General features: G+C 68.8%; 26 protein-coding genes and 1 pseudogene. 11 read left to right on the forward strand and 16 right to left on the reverse strand.

Annotated features, from left to right (window positions below; translation table 11 throughout):
* The first annotated feature begins 47 nt into the window (after nucleotides 1-47).
* Nucleotides 48-395, forward strand: a complete 348-nt coding sequence (locus QN239_RS01860; RefSeq protein ID WP_499007916.1) for an SDR family NAD(P)-dependent oxidoreductase — start codon at nucleotides 48-50, stop codon at nucleotides 393-395.
* On the opposite strand, the gene QN239_RS01865 is transcribed toward QN239_RS01860, so the two are convergent.
* Nucleotides 355-2,139, reverse strand: a complete 1,785-nt coding sequence (locus QN239_RS01865; RefSeq protein ID WP_499007918.1) for an ArnT family glycosyltransferase — start codon at nucleotides 2,137-2,139, stop codon at nucleotides 355-357. The two genes, QN239_RS01860 and QN239_RS01865, sit on opposite strands and share 41 nt — an antisense overlap.
* Before the next feature lie 83 nt (nucleotides 2,140-2,222).
* A complete protein-coding gene (locus QN239_RS01870; RefSeq protein ID WP_499016497.1) occupies nucleotides 2,223-3,449 on the reverse strand; it encodes a maltokinase N-terminal cap-like domain-containing protein in 1,227 nt (408 codons plus the stop codon).
* A 73-nt stretch (nucleotides 3,450-3,522) separates the two neighbouring features.
* On the opposite strand from QN239_RS01870, the gene QN239_RS01875 reads away from it, so the two are divergent.
* Together QN239_RS01875 and pyrE are read left to right on the forward strand one after the other, a co-directional pair.
* The gene (locus QN239_RS01875; protein ID WP_499007919.1) at nucleotides 3,523-4,338 is read left to right on the forward strand and encodes a HugZ family pyridoxamine 5'-phosphate oxidase; all 816 of its coding nucleotides are present in this window, start codon (nucleotides 3,523-3,525) and stop codon (nucleotides 4,336-4,338) included.
* 33 nt (nucleotides 4,339-4,371) lie between these two features.
* Nucleotides 4,372-4,938, forward strand: a complete 567-nt coding sequence (gene pyrE / locus QN239_RS01880; protein WP_499007920.1) for an orotate phosphoribosyltransferase — start codon at nucleotides 4,372-4,374, stop codon at nucleotides 4,936-4,938.
* On the opposite strand, the gene eccD is transcribed toward pyrE, so the two are convergent.
* From eccD to QN239_RS01900, 4 genes and pseudogenes are all read right to left on the reverse strand, one after another.
* A complete protein-coding gene (eccD, locus tag QN239_RS01885; RefSeq protein ID WP_499016499.1) occupies nucleotides 4,935-6,473 on the reverse strand; it encodes a type VII secretion integral membrane protein EccD in 1,539 nt (512 codons plus the stop codon). The two genes, pyrE and eccD, sit on opposite strands and share 4 nt — an antisense overlap.
* 138 nt (nucleotides 6,474-6,611) lie before the next feature.
* Nucleotides 6,612-7,073 (reverse strand): annotated as a pseudogene (locus QN239_RS01890) (ESX secretion-associated protein EspG); the annotation flags it as partial.
* Nucleotides 7,073-7,393: a type VII secretion target gene (locus QN239_RS01895; protein ID WP_499007921.1), complete on the reverse strand. Its 321-nt coding sequence runs from the start codon at nucleotides 7,391-7,393 to the stop codon at nucleotides 7,073-7,075. The pseudogene QN239_RS01890 and the gene QN239_RS01895, both read right to left, overlap by 1 nt.
* Nucleotides 7,394-7,399: 6 nt before the next feature.
* Complete coding sequence (locus tag QN239_RS01900; RefSeq protein WP_499007922.1) at nucleotides 7,400-8,422, reverse strand: EspA/EspE family type VII secretion system effector; 1,023 nt, start codon at nucleotides 8,420-8,422, stop codon at nucleotides 7,400-7,402.
* A 371-nt stretch (nucleotides 8,423-8,793) separates the two neighbouring features.
* Between QN239_RS01900 and QN239_RS01905 the strand changes: the two genes are divergently transcribed.
* Entirely contained in the window at nucleotides 8,794-10,167 is a 1,374-nt protein-coding gene (locus QN239_RS01905; protein WP_499007923.1) for a MinD/ParA family ATP-binding protein, read from the forward strand.
* Between the two features lie 24 nt (nucleotides 10,168-10,191).
* Here the strand turns inward: QN239_RS01905 and QN239_RS01910 are convergent, their stop codons facing one another.
* Nucleotides 10,192-10,869 carry a transcriptional regulator gene (locus QN239_RS01910; RefSeq protein WP_499016500.1) on the reverse strand — a complete coding sequence of 226 codons (678 nt, stop codon included), beginning with the start codon at nucleotides 10,867-10,869 and terminating at the stop codon, nucleotides 10,192-10,194.
* Between the two features lie 322 nt (nucleotides 10,870-11,191).
* Between QN239_RS01910 and QN239_RS01915 the strand changes: the two genes are divergently transcribed.
* Nucleotides 11,192-11,482: a WhiB family transcriptional regulator gene (locus QN239_RS01915; RefSeq protein ID WP_090364731.1), complete on the forward strand. Its 291-nt coding sequence runs from the start codon at nucleotides 11,192-11,194 to the stop codon at nucleotides 11,480-11,482.
* Nucleotides 11,483-11,542: 60 nt separating this feature from the next.
* Here the strand turns inward: QN239_RS01915 and QN239_RS01920 are convergent, their stop codons facing one another.
* On the reverse strand, nucleotides 11,543-12,013 hold the full coding sequence (locus tag QN239_RS01920; protein WP_499007925.1) for a cupredoxin domain-containing protein: 471 nt from the start codon (nucleotides 12,011-12,013) through the stop codon (nucleotides 11,543-11,545).
* 266 nt (nucleotides 12,014-12,279) lie between these two features.
* On the opposite strand from QN239_RS01920, the gene QN239_RS01925 reads away from it, so the two are divergent.
* From QN239_RS01925 to QN239_RS01935, 3 genes are read left to right on the forward strand one after another with little or no spacing between them, the layout of a single operon-like run.
* Nucleotides 12,280-13,236 (forward strand): pirin family protein, encoded by a 957-nt coding sequence (locus QN239_RS01925; RefSeq protein ID WP_499007927.1) that lies wholly within the window; start codon nucleotides 12,280-12,282, stop codon nucleotides 13,234-13,236.
* Complete coding sequence (locus tag QN239_RS01930) at nucleotides 13,226-13,495, forward strand: GNAT family N-acetyltransferase (RefSeq protein WP_499007929.1); 270 nt, start codon at nucleotides 13,226-13,228, stop codon at nucleotides 13,493-13,495. The genes QN239_RS01925 and QN239_RS01930 overlap by 11 nt, the downstream gene beginning before the upstream one ends.
* Nucleotides 13,492-14,289, forward strand: a complete 798-nt coding sequence (locus QN239_RS01935) for an acyl-CoA thioesterase domain-containing protein (RefSeq protein ID WP_499007931.1) — start codon at nucleotides 13,492-13,494, stop codon at nucleotides 14,287-14,289. The genes QN239_RS01930 and QN239_RS01935 overlap by 4 nt, the downstream gene beginning before the upstream one ends.
* Here QN239_RS01935 and QN239_RS01940 read toward each other — a convergent pair.
* From QN239_RS01940 to QN239_RS01950, 3 genes are all read right to left on the reverse strand, one after another.
* Nucleotides 14,267-14,785, reverse strand: a complete 519-nt coding sequence (locus QN239_RS01940; RefSeq protein ID WP_499007932.1) for a pyridoxamine 5'-phosphate oxidase family protein — start codon at nucleotides 14,783-14,785, stop codon at nucleotides 14,267-14,269. The two genes, QN239_RS01935 and QN239_RS01940, sit on opposite strands and share 23 nt — an antisense overlap.
* 70 nt (nucleotides 14,786-14,855) lie before the next feature.
* The gene (locus QN239_RS01945; RefSeq protein ID WP_499007934.1) at nucleotides 14,856-15,515 is read right to left on the reverse strand and encodes an enoyl-CoA hydratase-related protein; all 660 of its coding nucleotides are present in this window, start codon (nucleotides 15,513-15,515) and stop codon (nucleotides 14,856-14,858) included.
* Nucleotides 15,512-16,123 carry a TetR/AcrR family transcriptional regulator gene (locus QN239_RS01950; protein WP_499007936.1) on the reverse strand — a complete coding sequence of 204 codons (612 nt, stop codon included), beginning with the start codon at nucleotides 16,121-16,123 and terminating at the stop codon, nucleotides 15,512-15,514. Before QN239_RS01950 ends, QN239_RS01945 begins: the two co-directional genes overlap by 4 nt.
* Nucleotides 16,124-16,199: 76 nt before the next feature.
* On the opposite strand from QN239_RS01950, the gene QN239_RS01955 reads away from it, so the two are divergent.
* Both QN239_RS01955 and QN239_RS01960 read left to right on the forward strand, forming a co-directional pair.
* Nucleotides 16,200-17,144 (forward strand): DUF808 domain-containing protein, encoded by a 945-nt coding sequence (locus QN239_RS01955; RefSeq protein ID WP_499007937.1) that lies wholly within the window; start codon nucleotides 16,200-16,202, stop codon nucleotides 17,142-17,144.
* Between the two features lie 31 nt (nucleotides 17,145-17,175).
* Nucleotides 17,176-17,598 (forward strand): EVE domain-containing protein, encoded by a 423-nt coding sequence (locus tag QN239_RS01960; RefSeq protein WP_499007938.1) that lies wholly within the window; start codon nucleotides 17,176-17,178, stop codon nucleotides 17,596-17,598.
* On the opposite strand, the gene QN239_RS01965 is transcribed toward QN239_RS01960, so the two are convergent.
* On the reverse strand, nucleotides 17,579-17,956 hold the full coding sequence (locus QN239_RS01965) for a hypothetical protein (protein ID WP_499007939.1): 378 nt from the start codon (nucleotides 17,954-17,956) through the stop codon (nucleotides 17,579-17,581). The two genes, QN239_RS01960 and QN239_RS01965, sit on opposite strands and share 20 nt — an antisense overlap.
* 40 nt (nucleotides 17,957-17,996) lie before the next feature.
* Nucleotides 17,997-18,560 carry a TetR family transcriptional regulator gene (locus QN239_RS01970; protein WP_499007940.1) on the reverse strand — a complete coding sequence of 188 codons (564 nt, stop codon included), beginning with the start codon at nucleotides 18,558-18,560 and terminating at the stop codon, nucleotides 17,997-17,999.
* An 84-nt stretch (nucleotides 18,561-18,644) separates the two neighbouring features.
* On the opposite strand from QN239_RS01970, the gene QN239_RS01975 reads away from it, so the two are divergent.
* Entirely contained in the window at nucleotides 18,645-19,526 is an 882-nt protein-coding gene (locus tag QN239_RS01975) for an SDR family oxidoreductase (protein ID WP_499007941.1), read from the forward strand.
* 65 nt (nucleotides 19,527-19,591) lie between these two features.
* Here QN239_RS01975 and katG read toward each other — a convergent pair whose 3' ends face one another.
* The 3 genes from katG to QN239_RS01990 form a co-directional block, all read right to left on the reverse strand.
* Entirely contained in the window at nucleotides 19,592-21,781 is a 2,190-nt protein-coding gene (gene katG, locus QN239_RS01980) for a catalase/peroxidase HPI (RefSeq protein ID WP_499007943.1), read from the reverse strand.
* A gap of 39 nt (nucleotides 21,782-21,820) precedes the next feature.
* Nucleotides 21,821-22,225, reverse strand: coding sequence for a Fur family transcriptional regulator (locus QN239_RS01985; RefSeq protein WP_181953126.1), 405 nt, complete (start codon nucleotides 22,223-22,225; stop codon nucleotides 21,821-21,823).
* Nucleotides 22,226-22,370: 145 nt separating this feature from the next.
* Complete coding sequence (locus tag QN239_RS01990; RefSeq protein WP_187097394.1) at nucleotides 22,371-22,649, reverse strand: GlsB/YeaQ/YmgE family stress response membrane protein; 279 nt, start codon at nucleotides 22,647-22,649, stop codon at nucleotides 22,371-22,373.
* Nucleotides 22,650-22,704 lie beyond the last annotated feature (55 nt).

Raw genomic sequence — 22,704 nt, forward strand, 5'->3', positions numbered from 1 at the left:
TATTCAGCACATATCGCGCACCCAGATTCACGGCGTTGAGTTGAGTCATGAGCACCGAGAATCGTGACAGCGCAGGCAGAGTCGTCATCGTGCTGGACGCCGGCACCACCGAGGGATACCGCACCGCCCGCGCGCTGCTGGCCGACGGCTGCCGCGTGGTCGCCACCGACCGGCACGCCGCGGCGCTGGTACGCATACTGCACGACCAGCCCGCGGATCGTCTGTTGCTGCTGGCCGCCGACGACTCCCAGCGCAACCTGGTGCTGGCCAAAGCGAAAGCCCGGTTCGGCCGGGTGGACTCGGTGATCCGGCCGGGTGGACTCGGTGATCCGGCCGGCCGGGCTGCCGCTGGCACTATCGGCCTGACAGGTCGTACACCGTCGTGGATCCGATGAGCTGAGCCGGAAAGTGCGCGGCCACCCACTGCGTGATGTCACCGTGAGCGCGGGTGTTCAGCGACGGCCCGTGCCCGGGCGCCTTCTCGACGAGGTAGTACCCGATCTGGTGGCCCGCCACGTCATCCTGGAACTGCTTCAGTGTCGGCACCGGGTCTGTTCCGGAGAAGCCCCCGATCGCCATCACCGCCGTATGCGTCGACAGCTCCAAACCGGCTGCGCTGGAGGAGCGTTCGATGGCCGCCGACCACGGCGCGGCGCTGGCCGAGAGCAGCGCCTCCAGTGCGGGGGTGTCGGCGTCGCGGCCCCACATACCGGTGTCCTTACCCGATCGGTGCGGGCCGACCAACGGCCCGCCGCCCTGGTGCGCGTTGGCGACGGTCGCCACGGCGTAGGCGGTCGGCCCGAGCAGCGCGGCGCAGAGGGCAAGCACGAGTGCCCCTTGCGCGATCACCGGCTTGCGAATCCAGAACGCCAGACCGGCGACCGCCAGCACGACGATGCCCCAGCGAACCACCGGCAGCCAGTGCGGGTTTCGGTGCAGCAACCACCATCCCCAGCCGGCGGTACCGGCCAGCAGTGCCGTCAAACCCAACCGGCCGAACCAGGTGTCCCGGCACTCCCACATCCGGCGCACACCGAGGGCGAACATCGCGGCCACGGCGGGAGCCACCGACAGGCAGTAGTACGCGTGTGCGGTGCCGTGCATGAAGCTGAGCACCAATCCGTCCACCAGCAGCCAGCCGCCGAACAGCACGGCGCCCGCCCGCACCCGGTCGGTGCGCGGCGCCCGGCCCCGTTCCACCAGCACCAGCACGGTGGCCAACAACGCACCGGGCAGCAGCCAGCCGATCTCGAAGCCGAACTCGCCGTTGAAAAGCCGTGCCAGTCCCTGCGATTGGCCACCCCAGCTGCCGACGCTGCCGCCCTGGATTCCCATCGATCCGAAACTGGTCTCGCTGTGCCTACCCAGGACACGGGCCACACCGTTGTAGCCCAGCACCAGGTTCATGAAGTTGTTATCGGTGGAACCGGCGAGATACGGCCTCGACGACGCCGGCCACGCCAGCGTCAGCAGCACGTACCAGCCCGCCGAGACCAGAAACGCCCCCAGCGCGGCCGCCGTGTGCGCGGCTCGGGCGCGCCACGACACCGGCGCGGCCAGCCAGTAGGTGGCCCCGATCGCCGGCAGCACCAGCAACCCTTCGAGCATCTTGGCCAGGAACGCGAAACCCAGCGCGACACCGGCCAAGGCCATCCACCGCAAGCCATTCCGCTCCAGGGCCCGCACCGTGCAATACGCCGCCGCGGTCATCAACAACACCATCACCGCATCGGGATTGTTGAACCGGAACATCAACGCCGCCACCGGCGTCAACGCCAACCCCGCACCGGCCAGCAGCCCGGCCCACCGCCCACCGATCCGGCGCACCGCCCCATAGAGCAGCCACACCGACCCGACCGCCATCAACGCCTCGGGCACCAGCATGCTCGCACTGCTGAACCCGAACAGCTGACCCGACAGACCCATCACCCATTGCGACACCGGCGGCTTGTCCACCGTGATGAAGTTGTGCGGATCCAACGACCCGAACAACAACGCCTCCCAGTTCACCGACCCAGCCTGCGCGGCCGCAGCATAGAACTGATTGCCCATCCCGTTGACGGTGATATTCCACAGATAGAGCACGGCAGTGCCGATCAGCAGCACGGCCAGGTCGGCCTTGGCCCGAAGGTAGGTCACGCCCAACAGTCAGCCATCCCGACCGTGAGCGAACCTGTGAGTCCGCCGCGAGGACGCTGCGGGTCGGTGACGTCGGCGCGAGGCTATCCGGCCACGATCCTGCCGACGGCGGCCAGCGGGATAGACAACCAGTCCGGGCGGTACCGCGCTTCGTACCCGACCTCGTACACCGCCTTGTCCAGTTCGTAGGCCGCCAGCGCCGCGGCCTCGTGGCGCGGGTCGGTGCCGCTGACGGCGGCGTAGCCGTCGCAGAACACCGCGCAGTTGCGGTCCACCCACGCCCGCGTGCCGCGTGCCGCGTAGTCGTAGGACCGCAGCATGCCGGCGACGTCGCGCAGTGCCGAGTCCGGGCGGCGGCGATCCGCCAGCGGCTGGCCCGGCTCGCCTTCGAAGTCGATCACCAGCCAGGTGCTCGGGGTGCGCAGCACCTGACCCAGGTGCAGGTCGCCGTGGATCCGCTGGACCGTGCTCGGCGCATCGGTCAGGGCGCGATAGCGGGTTTCGATCCGCGGGACGTAGTCATGCAGCTGGGGCACCGCAGCGGCCACGCCGCGCAACCGCCGAACCCAGGTGTCGACGGGGAACGGTGCGGTCGAGGTGCCGAGCGTGCCGGCCAGTGCCGCGTGCACACTGCCGACCGCCTGACCCAAGGCGTAGGAATCGGCGTCGAAGTCGACGGAGGAGTCTCCGGCGGCGGCCAGGGCCAGGTCCCATCCGTCGGTCGAGCCGGCGGCGAAGGTGGTGAGCATTCCCAACGCATACGGCTCACCGTCGCCGGCCAGCTCGTAGCAGCCCAGGAGCGGGGTCACATGTGGGTTGCCGGCCAGGGCGCGGGTCAGTTCGATATCGGGATTGATACCGGCGATGACGTGCCGGAATACCTTGAGGATGGCCTGCTCACCGAACACGACGCTGGTATTGGACTGTTCGGCACCCAGCCGGCGGCCCACCCGGTCGGCCGGGAGCACCGCCCCCGGCTCCAGGCGAAAGGTCACCGGCCCGACGGTCTCGGACGCCTCCAGCAGATTCAGCAGGATGCCTGCCGCGGCGGGATCGGCCATCGCGTCATAGCCGGCGCGGTCACCGTCGACGCCGATCAGCGCGGGGTCATCGCGGCCGTCTCCGTCCTGCCACCGCACCAGCACCTGGTACTGCTCGACCGAGCCGTCGGTGTAGCCGACGTCCAGCAGCGCGAGTTCCAGATCGTGGGTCAGCTGCACCGTCTGCGCCGGCACCACCGCGCGCAGTTGCCTGCCGCGTCCCGAGTACCAGCGCTGCGCAGGCAGCCACGTGTCGAACGCAAGATTCACCAAAGCCACGTATCCATCCGTACCCGACTGCTGATCTTCGTACACCCCGGGAGTTTGTGGGTATGGTGCCGACGTGGCTGACCAAAGCTCTACCCTGCGTGATCACGGCGACCCCGGCGACGCCCCGAGCATCCCGCCGGCCCTGACCCCCGTCGTCAACGCGACCCGGCCGTCGGCGGCCGAAGAGGCCCGCACCATCGCCTCCTCCACCAATGCCGGCACCCTGGCCACCCTCACCGCCGACGGCGACCCGTGGGCGTCGTTCATCACCTACGGCCTGGTGGGCGGTGCGCCGGTGTTGTGCGTGTCCAATATGGCCGAGCACGGCCGCAACCTGGCCGGTGATCAGCGGGCCAGCATCTCGATCGTGGCGCCGGACGCGCCGGAGGACCCGCTGGCGTCGGGCCGGATCACCCTGGCCGGGGTGGTCACCCGGCCCACCGGCGCCGAACTCGACGCCGCTCGGCAGGCACATCTGGATGCGGTGCCCGCCGCCAAGTACTACATCGACTACAGCGACTTCACCCTCTGGGTGCTGCAGGTGCAGCGGGTCCGCTGGGTCGGGGGTTACGGTCGGATGGATTCCACCACCGGTGCCGACTACGCCGCCGCAGAACCCGATCCGGTGTCCCCGCATGCCGCCGGCGCCATCGCCCATCTCAACGCCGACCACGCCGACGCACTGACGGCCATCGCCCAAACCCTCGGCGGCTACCCGGACGCCACCGCCGTCACCTGCACCGCCGCCGACCGTTATGGCCTGGACCTGCGGGTGCTCACTCCGCGGGGCATGGCCTACACCCGGGCCGGTTATTCCGAGCCCATCAACTCCATCGGTGAATTGCGCGCGGCCTCAGTCGAATTGACGCATCGGGCCCGGCGGGCCTGAGCGCTGCGTGCCCGGTGCAATACGATTCCGGGTATGCAGCGACCGGACACCTGGCAGGCGGCCTTCGACCTGATCCGCACCCGCGCCCACGAACGGCGTGAAGAACCGTTCCGGCTGGTCAGCGGCCAGCTGAGCCACGACTACATCGACGGCAAGTACGCCATCGACAACGGTGAGCGGCTCACCATCGTCAGCCGGGCGGTGGCTGATCTGGCGGCGCTGAACGGTATCGAGTTCGACGCCGTCGGCGGTCTGACCATGGGGGCGGACCCGTTGGCGCACGGTATTGCGATGGTGACGGGCAAGGCCTGGTTCTCGGTACGCAAGGAGCAGAAGCAGCGCGGGCGTGAGCAGTGGATCGAGGGCACCCGCCTGAAGGAGGGTGACCGGGTCCTGCTGGTCGACGACGTGATCAGCACCGGCGGGTCGACGGAGAAGGCGTACGAGCGGGTGCAACAGGTCGGCGCCGTGGTCACCGGTGTCATCCCGATGGTGGACCGCGGCGACGTGGCCGCCGAACTGTTCGGCGGTAAAGGGGTGCCGTTCGTCGCTCTGGTCACCTACAAGGACCTGGGCATCGACCCGGTCAAAGCCGTCTAGAAGCGGAGATTGCGCAACAGGTCGTAGACGCCCGCTATCCAGAGCAGCAGCGGGATCACCGCGGCGATGGCCGCGCCGTCGAGCAGTTCCAGGATGCGTTTGGTGACCGGTGAGACGCGCTGCACATCGGCGGTGGCGCCGACGATGATCAGTGCCACCACCGCGAGCGCGGTGTAGACGGCCAGCACCAACCAGGCCGAGTGCGGGTACCAGAGGCACAGCCGGATCATCACCCCGGTCGGTACCGCCACGGTGACAGCCAAAAGGGCCCAGGCGCACCAGCGTTCGGCGTACAGCCGGGAGCGGAAGCCACTCACCGCGGCCACCAGTGCGGCCACGATCAGGCTGTGCACGAAGAAGTGGCCCTGCTCCACCACCGCGATCGCGCCGGCGGCCAACACCACCGCACCCGCGGTGAGGAAACCGTTGAGAAGCTGCTTGGAGAGCTGACTGCGCTCGCTGAGGCGCGCGGCCGATTCGGGGACCGAGGCGATGATCGCCTGCCACGTCGGGCTTTCCTCGTCGGCGCCGTCGGGGTGCGACACCGGGTCCAGCAGTTCATCGTTGGCCACCGTCTCCCCCGGCGCCGGGATCGGCGGGAGCGCGATACGCGCAACGGCCACCGTCAGCTTGGCCGCATTGGTCACCACGATGAGGCCGAAGGCGATGGCCCCGGCAGGCACCCAGTCCTGGGCGCCGTACCCGTAGGCGACCGCCGCCGCGGTGAGGGCCGTCGCCGCCACCGCGAGAAAGGACGCCAGATCCGCACGCCTGCGCGGGCCGCCCCGGGTGGCCAGGGCATAGAGCAGGACGACGCCGGCCGCCGCGGCGATCTGGGGGGCGCCGAGACCGTCGGCATCCCGTGGCAGCGGCACCGCCAGCGCGACGGCACCCGCCAGCGCGGGAAGCGCTGCCACCAACAGACTTTCGGTCATGTCGACATTGCCGAACCGGCTCTTCGAGAGCATGCTGCCGCCGAGCAGACCCAGCCCCAGCACGCCCAGCGCCACGGTCCACCACCAGCCGTGGCCGGACTGCGACCAGGCCAGCAGAGCGGTGATGACCACGACCGTCGACACGACCGGAACCGCCAGCCCGACAAACCGGTTCAGCGCGGAGCGGTCGAACACCGGGGATTCGTCGAGTACGGCGATCGCATCGATGACGTCCTCGACGAGCGGCCGGTAGCGCTCGGTGCGGCTGACCGACACCAAGGTCAGCAGCGATCCGTCGACGACGCCCGCATCGTCGAGCGACTCGGTGGCCTTCAGCGGCGGAGCACCCGGCCGTGCGAACGCCCACTCGCCCTGCGCCTTGAAATCGAACCCCGCCAGCACCTCGGCCGGTGTGTCATCCAGCAGATCCGCCAGTACGGCCACCGTCTCGTCGATGTAGGTCTCGATCGATGCGGCGGCCGGCAGCACCAGGTCCGTGAGACGGCGTCCGGTCAGGATGGTGACTCGGGTCGTTGCCGGGCGGCCGGGCGTCACACTCGAGGACGCGGGTGCGGCCGCACCGGTGGAGGTGGCGGTCAACGACGTTCGAGGCGGTCGAAGTCGTCGGACAGCGCCGCAGCGAGTTCCACGATCCGGCGCTGGAATGTGCGGCCCAGCAGTTCGAGCTGGATCTCGGTGCCGGCGGCGATGTGCTTGTCCCAGGGCAGCACAATGACCCGGCCGGGTGCGACATGTCGCTCGAACTGCTGCACGAGGTCTTCCACGTCGATGTTGGTCTTGCCCGGTGTGACGTGGTTGATCACCACACACGACCGGCCCAGCAGATCTTGATAGCCGCTTGCGACACACCACGAATCGCACCATCTTCCCACCCACATCGCGACGCCACCACCGGCCCTCCAGGGTCCTGTCCGGGCGGGCCAGGGTGTCGGTCATCGCCGCCACCTCGGGGTGCGGTGCACCGAAGACGTCGAGCACGCCCTGCGCCGTGAGGTCGCGCGCGACCTGCTCCCACACCAGGTCACGGAGTTCGGGCTGCGGGATGTTGGGCCGGATGCCCAACGAGGTCGGGAACTCCACCAGGTTGAGCCGGTCGGCGATCACCAGCATTCCGTCGATGGTGACCTCCACCGCGACGACGTCGTCGTAGTGCGTGGGTTCGCGGTGGAAGCTCGTCATCACCGGCCCCCTGCGATCTGCCGGTCCAGAGCCGACCGCTGCGCTTCATCGGTGCGGTCATACCGCCCGGCCGACTCGCCGAGCCGGACACCGAGACCCTGCGACACCGACGCCATCCGCGTGCCGGCGTCCGTGCGGGCCGCCTGTACAGCCGCGAGCGCCGCGGCGGTCGCGGAGGCGACCACACCGTGGGTGGCGCGCACGGCCGGCGGCGTTGCCTCGGGCATTGCGGTGGCGGCGGCGAGTTCACCGGCGGCGCGCTCTTGGACGGCGGCCAGGCCACGTAAGCACGCGGTGGTGACGCGCAGATCGTCAGACACGTGGTCTTACCTCCCAGGTGATGGCGTGGCGGCGTCCGATACGGGCGTATGGCCGGGGTTAACGTTAGCCGGGTCGGAGGCGCCAGGACCACTGTCTTCTGCGCGGACGTGAATTAGCTCATCCGGAACAGCCCTCGAGGACGGCTCGGGTTCGCTTTCGTCCTCGTCCTCGGCCTGGTGCTCGCGCGGGCCGGCCGCCACACCCTGCGCGGCCGCCTGCACCGCCGCGGCGACAAGCCCTCCGGCGGGGGCGAGCAGCGCGGCCAGCGGGGCGGTGAACGCCGTGGCCAGCGCGGGCAGCGCGCCCACCATCCCGAACAGACCGGCGAGTGCGGCCGGCGGACCCGGTTGGTCGGCGGTGTCCACACCGGTCGACTCCGCGAGATCCTCGGCACCGCCGGGTCCGCCGAACCCACCGTCAGGCAGTTCCGCGCCGGCGGCGATGGCCTGGTAGCGGCCGACGAGATCCTTCAGCTTGTCCGCGTTGTCTGCGGCCTCCTGGTGCATATTGGCGACCTCGAACCCCGCAGATGCCAGCGCCGTGTGCACCGCTGCGCTCTCGACCACAAGTTTGGCCGCGTCGCCGTACCGCGGCACCAGATCCAGCCATCGGGTGTACTCCGACAGCTCGCCGAGCCAGTTGTAGAGCTCGTCGATCTGCCTGCGGTGAAAGCTCACCTGGTAGGCCTCGCCGGCCAGCACGCGGTGCACCTCGCGGTCGGCGTCGGCCACGGATTCCGCGCGCAGCCGCTGCCGGGCGTTCTGGTCTGCGTAGGCGTCCGCCCCCTCCCCCGCCCAGTGGTCCGCGGCGACCACCCCACCGAGTTCCGCGTCCGCGCTGCGGAATCCCTCCGCCGCCGCGCCGAACGCCCGCCCGTCATCGGGATCACCGTCACCGAGAGTGCGCTTCATCTCGGTGAGCAGCCACTGACCGCCCGCGAGGATGTGCGAGCCGACCGCCTCGACGAGGGCGCCGGTGAGCTCGCCGTCCTTCCTCGACGGGCCGGGGGGCGTCGGTCGTGTGCTCACCGTGCCCCCGCCAACCATCCGGCGCGCCCGAATCTCACTTTGCCAACCCCATTCCGGTACCTGTCGGATCGCAGGTCCATCCGCCTCCGGAAACGACCATAACAGCGGATTCCGGCCATCCCACGCACCAATTTCCGTCCGCCGTCGGGCCACATTTCTGCACTACAAGTGGCCTATCTGGATAGTATCCGCACCGGCGGCGCCGATGCGCCGACCAATGACGCGCCGGCCGAACGTCACCGCGCAGTCGCCGCACCTCCAGGCCAATGTGTTTGCTGCCCGGTGCAGCCTCACCCCGTCGCCGAGGGCCGTGGTTGATACTGGTGGGACCTGACGTCCGTGTCGGGTGACTGCGCAGGAGGAGGACCACGGTGAGCGACCGTGACGACGCGCTGCGTCACGAGCTCGGTTGGACCGGGCCGGAGGAATCCGACTACGAACCGCCGACCACGAAGGCGCGCTCGGCGGCGCCGGCCCCTGCCGCTGTGCCCGCCCACCCGCCGGTGGATTTCGTGGCGCCCACACCCGACGAGTCGCGTCCGCCCGCGCAGCATCACCGGTCCGACGCCGGTGATGACACCGGACCGATCGCCGCCGTGCGGCCCGAGCCCGTTCCCGGTCACCTCCGAGCCGAACACCCGCCCGCCCACTCCCGCCCCGAGCACGCCGCGCCCGCCCGTTCCGACTGGCCGCCGCAACCCGCTGCACCGCCCCCGCGCCCGGCGCCCCAGGGTCCCGGCCATCCGCACCCGGGCCACCCGTGGCCGCCGCCCGCCGGGTACGCCCCGGCCGCTCCTTCGTCGTACGCCGACCGGATCCCGGTCAGGGATCTGGTTCCCACCCGGCCCGCACCACCCACCCGTGGCTGGCGCCGCGCGCTGCACACGCTCACCTTCGGGCTGGTGAACCTCGGCCCCTCGCCCGACGAGATCCGGGAGGCCGAGCTCGAGGCCGGCATCCGCGGCGTGCTGCGCGGCCACTACAAGATCGGGGTCATGGGCAAAGGCGGCGTCGGCAAGACGACCGTATCCGCAAGTGTCGGTTCGGTTTTCGCAGAGCTGAGGCCTGACGACCGAGTGGTGGCCGTCGATGCGGACACCGCCTTCGGGAAGCTGGGCAGCCGGGTGGATCCGCGCGCGGTCGGCTCATACTGGGAGCTGGCGTCCGACCAGCATCTGGACACGTTCGCCGATATCCGCAACCGGGTCGGAAACAACGCCGCAGGGTTGTTCGTGCTGGCGGGCGAGGCCAGCCCCGCGCGCCGGCGCATCCTCGACCCGGCCATCTACCGGGAAGCGACCTCACGGTTGGACCGGTACTTCTCCATCTCGATCGTCGACTGCAGTTCCACCATGGACACTCCGGTGACCCAAGAAGTGCTCCGCGATCTCGACGCGCTGATCGTGGTCTCCTCGCCCTGGGTGGACGGTGCCGCCGCGGCCGGGCAGACGATGGACTGGCTGGCCAGTCGTGGACACACGAACCTGCTGCAGCGCACCGTCGTGGTGCTCAACGACTCCGACGGGCACTCCGACAAACGCACCCGCTCGATCTTGGTCCAGCAGTTCGCCGGGCAAGGCCAGGCCGTGGTCGAGGTGCCCTTCGACAGCCAGATCAGGCCCGGCGGAGTGATACCCGGCACCAGGGGAATGTCACCGCAGACCCGGCGAAAGTTCGTCGAGATCGCCGCGGCGCTGGCCGCCCACTTTCCCCGCACCGACGACCGGAACCGGGAACGCTTCTGACCACGTTGCAGGTCGCTTCGTCGTTCAGCGCCAGTCGATCTGAGCGATGAGTTCGTCGACGGCGGCCGACGCGTCGGCGGGCACCTGCTCCTCGGCCTCGACACGGGTGACGACGTCCTCGGGTAGTCCGGCGGCCTGCGCGGTCTCGGCGATGGTGAGGTTGGCCCGTCTGCGCGTCGCGTAGAGCCGTTGCCCCAGGGTCGCTCCCGGGGCGGCTGCGGCACGCAGGGTGAGCTCGTCCATCAGATTGCGGACGGTACTCAGCGCCCGGATCAGCGCGGGTGTCACCTGGATCCGGGTGGCCCGGGCGGCGACCGCCTCCAACTGACGCAGATCGGACAGGATCGCGGTCGCACGCGGGATGAACTCCGGGTGCTCGGGGTCGGGCAGGGCGGTGATCGTCGACCCGAACGTGTTCGCCGCCGCCGTCACCGCCTGCGCGATCAGGGGGATCTCATCCGCGGCCGTTCGACGCTCGGTCCGCGCCTCCGCCGGTTCGCCCCGGCGCAGGCGCTCGATGGCGCCGGGCGGCCATTGCAGGATCGCTTCGAGCTTGGCCCGGGTGCCCTGCCGCGGCCAGCTGCGGCCCTTCTCGAAGGCGATCAGGGCGCCCGCATTGATGACCCCCTCGGCCGCGAGGCTGCGCTGACTGACATTGAGTTCGCGGCGACGGGCGGCGGCGGCGGCACCGGCACGGACCATTCCCGGGTCTTCGCCAGGGTCGGGTTCGACCACGCGCGTGACCTCCCTGAACCCTGGACCGGATGCGACTCGGTGCGGCAATAGTAGCGAAACTACAGCGGCACCATCTACAACTCGCCATAAAACTGTTGCATCGACACCCTTACTTACGTTGCATCCGAGCTGCTGAATTGCATCGATGTAAGCATTTCTCGCTACTTTCCAGCGCAAACAGTTCAACCGGGGTCGAAACTCCGTCGCCCGTCAAACTGTTGCATCGCTACAGTTTGTGTTCTACATTCGTCTGCAATGCGGCAGACCCGCCGCCGACAGGAGGATCACCATGAGCCCATTGAGCGCAGACGGACTGCCCATCGGCGAGTGCACGCGGGATCCCGAGCGTTGGACCTCGGCGGCCGACGAGGATGCGAAAACGATCTGCCGGATGTGCCCGCGCCGCTGGGCCTGCGCGAGGGAAGCCTGCGAACTGCCCCGTGCCGAAGGATTGTGGGCAGGCATCGTCATCCCCGAAGGAGGACGCGGCCGCACCTTCGCGTTACGGCAGCTGCGATCGCTGGCCGAACGCAACGGTTATCCCGTCCGGGCACGCCGGCTCTACCTCGAGTCGGCCTGAGACCGGCTGCTCCCGCTACCGCATTCGAGGGGCCGGTAGCGGGAGTGGCCTTCTCGGCCCTCAGATCTTGGCGATGAAGTCCGTGGTGTACGCCTCCGCGGGCTGCTGCGAATACGCACTGGGACGTTCGACGGAGATCCAGACTCCGGTAGCGCCCGGATTGATCGCCGTGCGGATGGTCGCGTGCGCCGTGCCGACCCCGTCGGTCTGCAGCAACACCGGGGCGACACCGCAGTCGTTCGAGGCACGCGGCATCTGGAACACCCGGGCGAAGTACTGGGTGTCGGGTCGTGCGGTCAACAACTCGACATCGACGACGAGCGTGTCGCCCTCGGTCCGCACATGCGCCAGCGGTCGCGCATAACCGGTGGCCCACGTGCGCTCCGCCGGGGTGTAATCGCAGGCCCGCACGGTACTGGTGAACGGCATGATGGTGGCGTCGGCCGCGGCCGTACCCACCGGGAAAACCGCCGACAGCGCCGCCATCACCGCGCCCAGTCCGGCCGCAGTCACCCTGACACGCTTTTGCATGTGGTTCCGGTCTCCCTAAAGTTACTTGCCGGTAATTTTACCGCCGCGTTGATTGCCGCGGGAGTGGCCGCCGCGGTGATACTGCTCACCGCGCCACCGACGGAATACCCACGGCCCCCGGCCCGTTGAACAGTCCGACGGTGCCGGTCATGCCCCGGGTACCACATCAGAATCGTCGCCTCGAGCGACCACTTGCCGAGAGGCGCCATGCCGGTACCGTCCCCAAACTTCTGCTCCCTGCCGCACGCCGGGGCTACTGTGGCAGCGTGAGCAACGCGGATGCGAACCCGGATGAAGTCGACTGCGGCGCATCGCGATTCAGTGGGGTGTTACATGCTCGCGAGGTGCCGCTGGGCGGTCCGCGAGCGATGACGGTGCGGCGCACACTGCCCGCAAAGGAACGCTCCATGGTGGGGGCGTGGTGTTTCGCCGACCACTACGGGCCCCAAGACGTCCGTGGCGGTCCCGGGATGGACGTCCCGCCCCACCCGCACACCGGATTGCAGACCGTCAGTTGGCTTTTCAGCGGTGAGATCGAACACCGTGACAGCGCCGGGGTGCACGCCATGGTCCGGCCCGGTGAGCTGAACCTGATGACCGCCGGTGCGGGGATCTGCCATTCCGAGGTGTCGACCGCGGCCACCACCGTGTTGCACGGCGTCCAGTTGTGGGTGGCGCTACCCGACACGGCCCGCGACGGCGGCCGCGATTTCGCGCACTATGCCCCGCCCGCCGTCTCCATCGGAGGTGCCACGCTGCGGGTGTTCCTCGGCGAGTTGGGCGCAAGCCGCTCGCCGGTGTCCACCGCCACCGCGCTGCTGGGCGCCCAAATCGATGTGGCCCCCGGGGCGACCATCGAGTTGGACGTCGACCCGGATTTCGAACACGGTGCGCTGCTGGACCAGGGTGAGGTCGAGGTCGCCGGCGATCAATTGCAGGTCGCCGATCTCGCCTACCAATCCCCCGGCTGCGATCGGCTGCAGATCGTCAACCGCGCCGACGCGCCGGCACGGCTGATCCTGTTGGGCGGTCCGCCGTTTCCCGAGCGGCTGGTCATGTGGTGGAACTTCGTCGGCCGCAGCCACGAGGACATCGTGCAATACCGCGAGGCCTGGCAGGCCGGGGATGCACGGTTCGGCGCCGTCGAGGGCTATTCCGGTGCACTCCCCCGACTGCCCGCGCCCGTGCTGCCCGGAGCTAGGCTCAAACCCCGTGAGCGCTGAACGCACGGCAGCCGTGGTGACACCCGGCGATAACCGGTTCACCATCTCCTTGGACGGCAGGCAGGTCGGTCTGGTCGACTTCCACGACCGCGACGGCGTACGGGTGTTCACGCACACCGAGATCGATCCCGCATTCGGCGGACGGGGCCTGGGGACGCAGCTGGTCGCCGAGATCGTGGCGGCCACTCGTGCCGCCGGGCTGTCCATCGAGTCGTACTGCTCGATGGTCACCCAATACATCGCGAAGAACCCCGAGTGAGCTTGCCCGCGGCCTACTTTCGGACCGCCGGGAACGGGTTCGCGCCGACGCCGCTCGCCCAGGGCCCGTGGGGTCAGACCATCAGCGGCAACGTGCTGGGCGGTCTGCTCGGATTCGTCCTCGACCGCGACGCGGGCGACCCGCAGATGCAACCGGCCCGGCTCACCGTCGACCTCTTCCGGCCTGCCGCACTCGAGCCGGTCGCGGTGCGCACCCAAGTGGTCCGCTCCGGCAAACGCATCAAAGTTGTTGATGCTCAGGCATTTCAAGGTGACGTCATGGTGGCGCGGGCCAGCACCGTGTTCCTGCGCCGTGGCGAGCCCGCCCCGACCGATATCTGGACATCCGAGATCGCCATCCCGGCCGCGCCGCCGCCCGACCACGATGACGACCGGCCGATGCCGATCGTCGCGCACGGAGCCGGGTCGGAACCGAGTTCGGATCTGACCGCCTGGCAGCACACCGGACCCAAACACGCATGGGTGCGCAACACGGCACCGGTGGTCGACGCCGAACCGATGACACCGTTCACCCGGGCGGCCATGGCCGGCGACGTGGTGAGCTCACTGACGCATTTCGGGCCGGGCGGGCTGCACTACATCAACGCCGACTACACCTTGACGCTGAGCCGCCTGCCCGTCGGACCTGATATCGGTCTCACCGCGCTGACCCACTACAGCAGTGCCGGCGTCGCGACCGGGACCGCGACGTTGTTCGATCGCAGCGGACCGATCGGCAGTGGCATGGCGACCGCGGTGACCAGCGGCGGCTTCAGCCCGCCGCCGAGTCGCTAGCCAGATACTGGGCGGTGCTGCCGCTGACCGGCATCTCCGGCAAGCCCAGCTTGCGGTGATCCCAACTGCGCCGCCGCGACTCCACCACCCGAATGCAGACCCGGTTGTTCATCATCTGGTCCACAAAGGGTTTCATCTCGTCGGTATAGGGACCGGTGTAGCGCTCCCACACACTGATGCCGACCCGCAGGTTGGTCTCGGGATCGTCGATGATCTCCGCGGTGCCGTCGATCGACACTCCGCGCAAAGTGTTGTAGGTCAACCCGTCCTCGATCATCACGGTGATGGTCGGATCGCGGCGCAGGTTCACCGCCTTCTGCGATTTGGCCTTGGTCTCGAACCAGATCTCACCGTCGAGGACGGCGTACCACATCGCCACCAGGTGGGGCCGGCCGTTCGGCAGCACCGTCGCCATCGTGGCGGTGCGGCTGCGCTCGATGAACTCGGTGATCTCGTCATCGGCCATCACGATCGCGGCGCGCTGATTGGTTCCCATGATCAATCCTTACCAGGGGGCCGCGGCGGCCACCGTCACCGGGATACCGTTGCGCCCCCTGTCGACCGGGCTACCGGCCGGCCCTGAGGACTTCGGCGGCAGCACCGAACATGGTCTGCTTGATCGCCCCCAGCGTGCCGGGGTCTTTCCCGGCCAGCGGCCGCAGGATGTCGAGAGCGGCACCGTCGACCGCACCCTCACCGGCGGTGCAGTCGACGATGGCGTAGGCCTGTGCGTCGACACCTCCGAACCGGCGGCCGGTGGTCATCGACGCGACGGCGGCCTGCGGGGTGAGCTTGGCCTGGATGAGCGCCGCCATCCCGTCGGTGAACGGGATGCGGATATCGGCCTCGGGGAAACAGAAGAAGCCGCGGTCGGCACGCATCACCCGGAAGTCGTGCGCGACGGCGAGCATCGCCCCGGCGCCGAACGCGTGCCCGACGATCGCGGCGGCGGTCGGGATGGGCAGGGTCAGCATCCGGGCCAGCAGGCCCTGCACCCGTCCGACATACCACGGGGTGCGGTCGGCGTTGGCCGCCAGCCAGTCCAGGTCCAGCCCGTTGGTGTAGAACTTCCCGCTCGCCGTGGTGAGCAGCCCGGCGGCCCCGTCCGCGAGCACGCTGTCCAGATGTGCATTGACGGTATCGAGAAAGTCTGGGGTGAAACGGTTCTCGTCGTCACCGAGGTTGAGCACGGCGATCTTGTCGGTGTATTCGAGGGTGGCTGTCATGGTCGGGTTCCTTTCAGGGGTGGCGGTCCGATTTCGAGCACGGCGCGTACGGCCGCGCTCAGGTGATTGCGGGCGGTCGGGCTGGCCAGTCGATCGCGGGTGAGCAGGATGGCGGTCGGCAGGTCGACGACGCAGGTGGTGATGGTGTCCGCCGCGGCGCGGTCGCGGCGGTGCCACAGCCCGTCGGCCAGTCGCACCATCGTGTCGACCAACCGGGTCTGCAGGTGGTGCAGTTCGCGGGCCAGTTCGTCGGGCAGCTCGGCATCCAGGATGTCCTCGCGTCGCACGGTCAGCACCAGACGACCGGAATCCGGGTAGCGGTCCGCCAGCACCGCGGGCGCTCCGGCGGCGGTGATCACAGCGGCCACCGGGTCCGGTGCCTGGTCGATGAGGGCGTCCTGAACCTGCAGGAACCGGTTACCGGCCCGCAGCCACGCCCGGCCCAGTAGCTCCGACCGCGACGAGAAGCTGTGGTAGAGCGCGCCGTTCGAGATGCCGGCGGCGGTGGCGACGGCGCGCACGGTCACGGCCGCCGGACCCTGGTGGACCACCAGCGTCTCGACGGCGTCGAGGACGGCGTCCGGGTCGTACACGCGCGGGCGGGCCATGGTGCCACCATAACAGAGCAGCCGCTCTGTTATTGCCCGGCCTGAGCGGTTCCTGCATACCGGGTACCCTTCGGGCATGAGCGCCGGGCTGTTCGGACTACTCGACGACGTCGCCGCCCTGGCCCGGTTGGCGGCCGCGTCCATCGACGACATCGGCGCGGCCACGGGCAAGGCAACGGCCAAGGCGGCGGGCGTGGTGATCGACGACACCGCGGTGACGCCCCAGTACGTCCACGGCATCACCGCCGACCGCGAACTGCCGATGATCAAACGCATCGCCATCGGGTCACTGCGCAACAAGTTGGTGTTCATCCTCCCGGCGGCGCTGCTGTTGAGCCAGTTCGCACCGTGGCTGCTGACACCGATCCTGATGATCGGCGCGACCTATCTGTGTTTCGAAGGCGCCGAGAAGGTGCTGGGCCGGTTCCTGCATCACGACGCGCACGGGTCTGACGACGCGGACGCGTCCGCCGGGGCGGTCGACGAGAAGGCGATGACGGCCGGTGCCATCCGGACCGATTTCATCCTCTCCGCCGAGATCATGGTGATCGCGCTCAACGAGGTGGCCCATCAGCCGTTCGTACCGCGGTTGATCATCCTGGTGATCGTCGCGCTGGTGATCACCGCCGCCGTCTACGGCGTCGTCGGCGTTCTGGTCAAGATGGACGATGTGGGGCTCAGCCTGGCGCAGCGGCAATCCCGCTTCACCCAGAAGATCGGCCGCGGCCTGGTCACGGGAATGCCGAAGGTGCTGGCCGCGCTGTCGACCATCGGCACCGTCGCGATGCTGTGGGTGGGCGGGCACATCCTGCTCACCGGTACCGACAATCTCGGCTGGCATGCGCCCTACGGTCTGGTGCACCACGCCGAGGACTTCGTGCACCACGCGGTGCAGGGCATCGGCGGCCTGCTGGCCTGGCTGACGAACACTGCGGCCTCCGCCGTCGTCGGCCTCGTCGTCGGCGCCATCGTGGTGGGTGTCGTCCACGTGCTGCCGTTCGGCAAGAAGAAGCACGACTGAACCTGTCGGGGCCCGCGCCTACCCTGCGGGCATGACGTACTGGATCAACACCGTGAGTCGCGGTCACGTCGAACGCGGCGTCGCCGGCGGCTTCACCCAGGCCAACCACGGCAAGGCGCACGGGCTGCGCAAACTGGCTCGCGATGACTGGATCGCCTTCTATTCACCGAAGACCGACTACCCCGAAGGTGCACCGCTACAAGCGTTCACGGCGCTGGGTCGGGTGTCCGACGACGCGCCGTATCAGGCCGACAACGAGCACTGGCGACGCCGGGTCGAGTTCGTGACGTGTACCGAGACTCCCATCCGTCCGCTCCTGGAGCGGCTGGACTTCATCGTCGACAAGGCGCGCTGGGGCTACCGGTTCCGGTTCGGGCTGTTCCCGATTGAGCAGAGCGACTTCGAGGTGATCCGCGCGGCGATGTGCCCCGGCGTCAGTGCGGTACCGCGCTGAGCATCAGGTAGGCCAGGCACAGCATCGCGTTGAGCGCTATCAGCGCCACCGCGACGAAGATCGCCGCCTGCACGGCACTCGCGCGGGCGCGCCGCATCGTGGCCTGGTGTCGCTGTTCCTCGATATCGAGGGCGGTGAGCGCGAACCGCACGTCTGTCACTTCCGCATCGGTCGCCTCGTGGCCCACTTCGGCGGTGCCCGCAACCAACTCCCGCAGCCGGGGCGCGGAAATGGTGACCCCGACCCCGGAGAACCGCCGGCTCCAGTGCCGTGCCTGCCGTCTGCTCAGCGACTGCGACCGCCCGTACGCCCGGTGCGGAGCGGCTCCCCATTCGCCGGCCCATACCGGGAATGACACCCCTTGATGCTAGGCCGATTCCCGCTGTAAGGGAACGGCTTTAGCCGTTCGCACTCAGCACCTTCAGCGCCTCGAGCGCGTCCTCGACGGCCTCCGTCAGCTCGCTTTCCTCGGCCTGGATCCACCGCTCGAATGCCACTTTGAACACCGCGATACCCGCCTCCGCGGTGACCCGCGCCGTCAGTTCTGTCACCCCGCGGCCCCGCAGCGCCTCGGTCAGGGCAGCGCCCAATGTCGCGAGCTTGCTCAGCTCCCGTTCCTGCAGACCGGGATTGGCGTCGATCACCGCCTGCCGGCGACGGGCACCGTCGCGCCGGCCACCGATGATGCGCGCCGCCGCATCCAGTCCGGCGCCCACCGCGTCGAGGGGCGCGGTGCCCGCGGGCATCCCGGCCACCGCGCCGGTCATCGATTCGATCAGCACCGCCTGCCCGGAGAACAGCACCTCGCGCTTGTCGGCGAAGTACCGGAAGAAGGTGCGTTCGGTGAGCCCGGCATGTGCGGCGATCTCCGCCACCGTCGTCGCATCGAAACCGTGCGACGCGTAGAGCTCGAGTGCCGCCTCCTCGAGACGGCCACGGGCGTTGGGCTGCCACCGGCTCACGCAGAGATCCTAGCCCGGGGGAATGACAGCGACTGTCATCGACGTTAACCCCATGACAGCTACTGACATCACTGGGAGGATCACATGCGTATCTTCGTCACCGGAGCATCCGGCTTCGTCGGATCGGCGGTCGTTGCCGAGCTGGTCGGCGCTGGTCACGAGGTCACCGGCCTGGCCCGGTCACCGGAGTCGGCCGACGCCGTCGCCGGCGCGGGCGCCGTCCCGCACCGCGGCGACCTCACCGACCTCGCCGGCCTGCGGGCAGCGGCCGAGGGCGCCGACGCTGTCGCACATCTGGCGTTCCACCACGATTTCACCGACTTCGAACGGGCGAGCGCAATGGATCAAGCCGCCATAGCGGCCCTCGGCGAGGCGCTGGCCGGCTCGCACCGCCCGTTGGTCGTCACCTCGGGGATGGCGGTGGTGAGATCCGCCGGGCTGATCACCGAGGCCGATCCGGCATCGCCCGGAATTCCCCGGCAGTCCGAAGCGGCCGCACTCGGCTTCGCGCAGCGCGGGGTCCGCGCGGTCGCCGTGCGGCTGCCGCCGACCGTGCATGGCAAGGGTGATCACGGCTTCGTGCCGCGGCTCATCGACATCGCCCGCGAGACCGGGGTGGCGGCCTATCCGGGCGAAGGGGCCAACCGGTGGCCGGCGGTCCACCGGTTCGACGCGGCGCGCGCGTTCCGGCTGGCGCTCGAGGGCGATATCCCGGCCGGCAGCATCGTGCACGCGGTCGCCGAGGAGGGCATCCCCACCCGGGTCATCGCCGAGACGATCGGCGCCCATCTCGATCTGCCGGTGCGCTCGGCACAGCCCGACCATTTCGGCTGGCTCGGCGCCTTCTTCGCCCTCGATGTGGCGGCCTCCAGCGTGCACACCCGGAAAGCGTTGGGCTGGAAGCCCACCGAGATCGGCCTGATGGAAGATCTGGCACAGGGCCACTACTTCACGCCTGCGCCGTGAAACGGTCCAGGCCGGCCCCCGAAGGGACCGGCCTGGATCGAGGGGCTGCAGTTAGAACAGATCGCCTAGAAAAGGTCGGCGTTGGCGACCTTGGTCCACGCGGCGACGAAGTCCTTGACGAACTTCTCCTTCGCGTCGTCCTCGGCGTACACCTCAACCAGGGCCCGCAGCTGGGAGTTCGACCCGAACAGCAGGTCGACGCGGCTGGCGGTCCACTTCGGCGCACCGGTGGCCCGGTCGGTGCCGACGTAGGTGCCGTCCTCGGCCGAGGACGGCGTCCACTTGGTGCTCATGTCCAGCAGGTTCACGAAGAAATCGGTCGTCAACTGCCCCGGCTTGTCGGTGAGCACACCGAGGTCGGTGCCCTGGTAGTTGGCGCCCAGCACCCGCAGGCCACCGATCAGCACCGTCATCTCCGGGCCGGACAGGTTCAGCTGGTTGGCCCGGTCGATGAGCACGTACTCCGACGGCAGCGGCAGACCCTTGCCCGCGTAGTTGCGGAAGCCATCGGCCTTGGGCTCCAGGTAGGCGAACGACTCGACGTCGGTCTGTTCCTGGGTGGCATCGCCACGCCCGGAGGTGAACGGCACGGTGATATCGAATCCGGCTGCCTTGGCAGCCTTTTCGACACCCACGTTGCCGGCCAGCACAACCAGATCGGCGAAGGACACGGGCACGCCGGCGGAGGCCTGGATCTCCTCCAGCTTGGCGATCACCGGGACCAGATCGTCGGTCTCGTTGGCTTCCCAGCCCAGCTGCGGCTGCAGCCGGATCCGCCCGCCGTTGGCGCCGCCGCGCATATCGCTGTGCCGGTAGGACGCGGCCGCCTTCCACGCGGTCGACACCAGCTGCGGCACCGTCAGTCCCGACTCGGCGATGGCCGCCTTGAGCGTCGCGACATCGGCATCGCCGATCTTCTGGCCGGCGGGCACGATGTCCTGCCACAGCCAGGTCTCCTTGGGCACCAGCGGCCCGAGGTAGCGCGAGACCGGCCCCAGGTCACGGTGCAGAAGCTTGAACCAGGCCTTGGCGAACGCGTCGGCCAGCTCCTCCGGGTGATCCAGCCAGCGCCGGGTGATGGCGCCGTAGATCGGGTCCATCCGCATCGACAGGTCGGTGGTGAGCATCGCCGGATGAGTCTTGCCGTTGCCCTGGGCCATCGGTACCGAGTTGGCCCAGCCGCCGTCCTTGGGCCGCCACTGGTTGGCACCCGCGGGGCTCTTGAACAGCTCCCACTCGTTGCCGTAGAGGATCTCCAGGAACGAGTTGTCCCACTTGGTGGGCGTGTGGGTCCAGGTCACCTCGAGACCGCTGCTGACGGTCTCGTTGCCCACACCCGAGTTCGCCCAGCCCAGGCCCTGCATCTCCAGCGGCGCGGCTTCGGGCTCCACGCCGTTCTCCACCTCGGTGGCGCCGTGGGTCTTGCCGAAGGTGTGACCACCGACGATCAGGGCTGCGGTCTCTTCGTCGTTCATCGCCATCCGGCCGAACGTCTCGCGGATATCGATGGCCGCGGCCACCGGATCCGGATTGCCTTCGGGGCCTTCGGGGTTGACGTAGATCAGACCCATGTGGCTGGCGCCCAGCGGGTTCTCCAGCTTGGTCCGGTCCTTGCCTGCACCGGCGTAGCGCTCCTGGGAGCCCAGCCACTCGTGCTCGGCACCCCAGTAGATGTCCTCTTCGGGCTCCCAGTAGTCGGGGCGGCCGAACGCGAAGCCCGCGGTCTTGAAGCCCATGTTCTCCAGGGCGCGGTTGCCTGCGTACACGAGCAGGTCGGACCAGGACAGCTTCTTGCCGTACTTCTTCTTCACCGGCCACAGCAGACGGCGGGCCTTGTCCAGGCTGACGTTGTCGGGCCAGCTGTTCAGCGGCGCGAACCGCTGCATGCCCTTACCGCCGCCACCGCGGCCGTCCGCGACCCGGTAGGTGCCGGCGGCGTGCCAGGACATCCGGATGAAGAACGGTCCGTAGTGCCCGAAGTCCGCGGGCCACCAGTCCTGCGAATCGGTCATCACGGCGTCGACGTCAGCGGCGAGCTGATCGAAATCGAGGGTCTGCACGGCCGCGCTGTAGTCGAAGTCCGGGTCCAGCGGGTTGATGACGTCGGGATCCTTCTGCAGGATCTTCAGGTTGACCGCGTTGGGCCACCAGTCGCGGTTGCTGCCACCCTCGACGGGCGGCTTGATGAGCATGGGACAACCACTCTCGGCGGGTTCTGTCTGGGCTTCACCGATCGGTGGGGATGTCTCTGGCATGTGAAACCTTTCCGGGGCTGTCGGACTGACTACAGGTGATCAAACAGTTTGTGCGATAGCACAATCGGGGCAAACGCCCCAGTAGATGACTTCGGCCTCATCGATCGCGAAACCGAGGTCGTCGGATGCCGTCAGACACGGCGCCTCGCCGACCGCACAGTCGACGTCGGCGATCACGCCGCACTTTCGGCACACCACATGGTGGTGGTTGTCCCCGACTCGGGACTCATAGCGAGCCACCGAACCCGACGGCTGGATTCGCCGTACCAGACCCGCGGCGGTCAGCGCATTGAGCGCGTCGTACACCGTCTGATGCGACACCTCCGGAAGGTCCGCCCGCACCGAACGGATGACCGTGTCGGTATCGGCATGCGGATGACCGTGCACGGCGCCCAGCACGGCGACCCGGGGACGGGTGACGCGCAGAGAGGCGTCCCGCAGCATCTGCTGGAATTCCTCTGCCGTACCCACGCAGTCGAGTCTCGCCCCTTATCTGGAATTAGTCAAGAAAAAGGTTGGTGATCTTCGGGTGAAGTCCGGACATGCGAAAGCCCCGACCGTGGCCGGGGCTTTCGGTGTCGCGGAAGTATCAGTGCGTGACGTGATGCGACCGGCCGCGGACGGCCAGGTACACCGCGATCAGCGCGGCGGCCACGGCGATACCGACGACGAACGGGATGATCTCCCACCCACCGTTGGCGTTGTGGTAGCCCAGTTGGTAGGTCGCCCAGCTGCCGATGAGCGAGCCGAGGGCGCCGAGCCCGATGGTCATGAGAATGCCGATGTCCTGCTTGCCCGGCATGACAAGCCGAGCCAGGGCGCCGATGATCAATCCGACGACGAGAGCGCTGATGATGGTCCCGATCATGGTCGTACTCCTGTCGATGCGGTGCACCCCGATGGTGCGCCCAGCTCAGGATTGC

This window comes from Mycolicibacterium sp. Y3, from assembly GCF_051188035.1.
GTDB classification, from domain to species: Bacteria; Actinomycetota; Actinomycetes; order Mycobacteriales; family Mycobacteriaceae; genus Mycobacterium; species Mycobacterium fluoranthenivorans.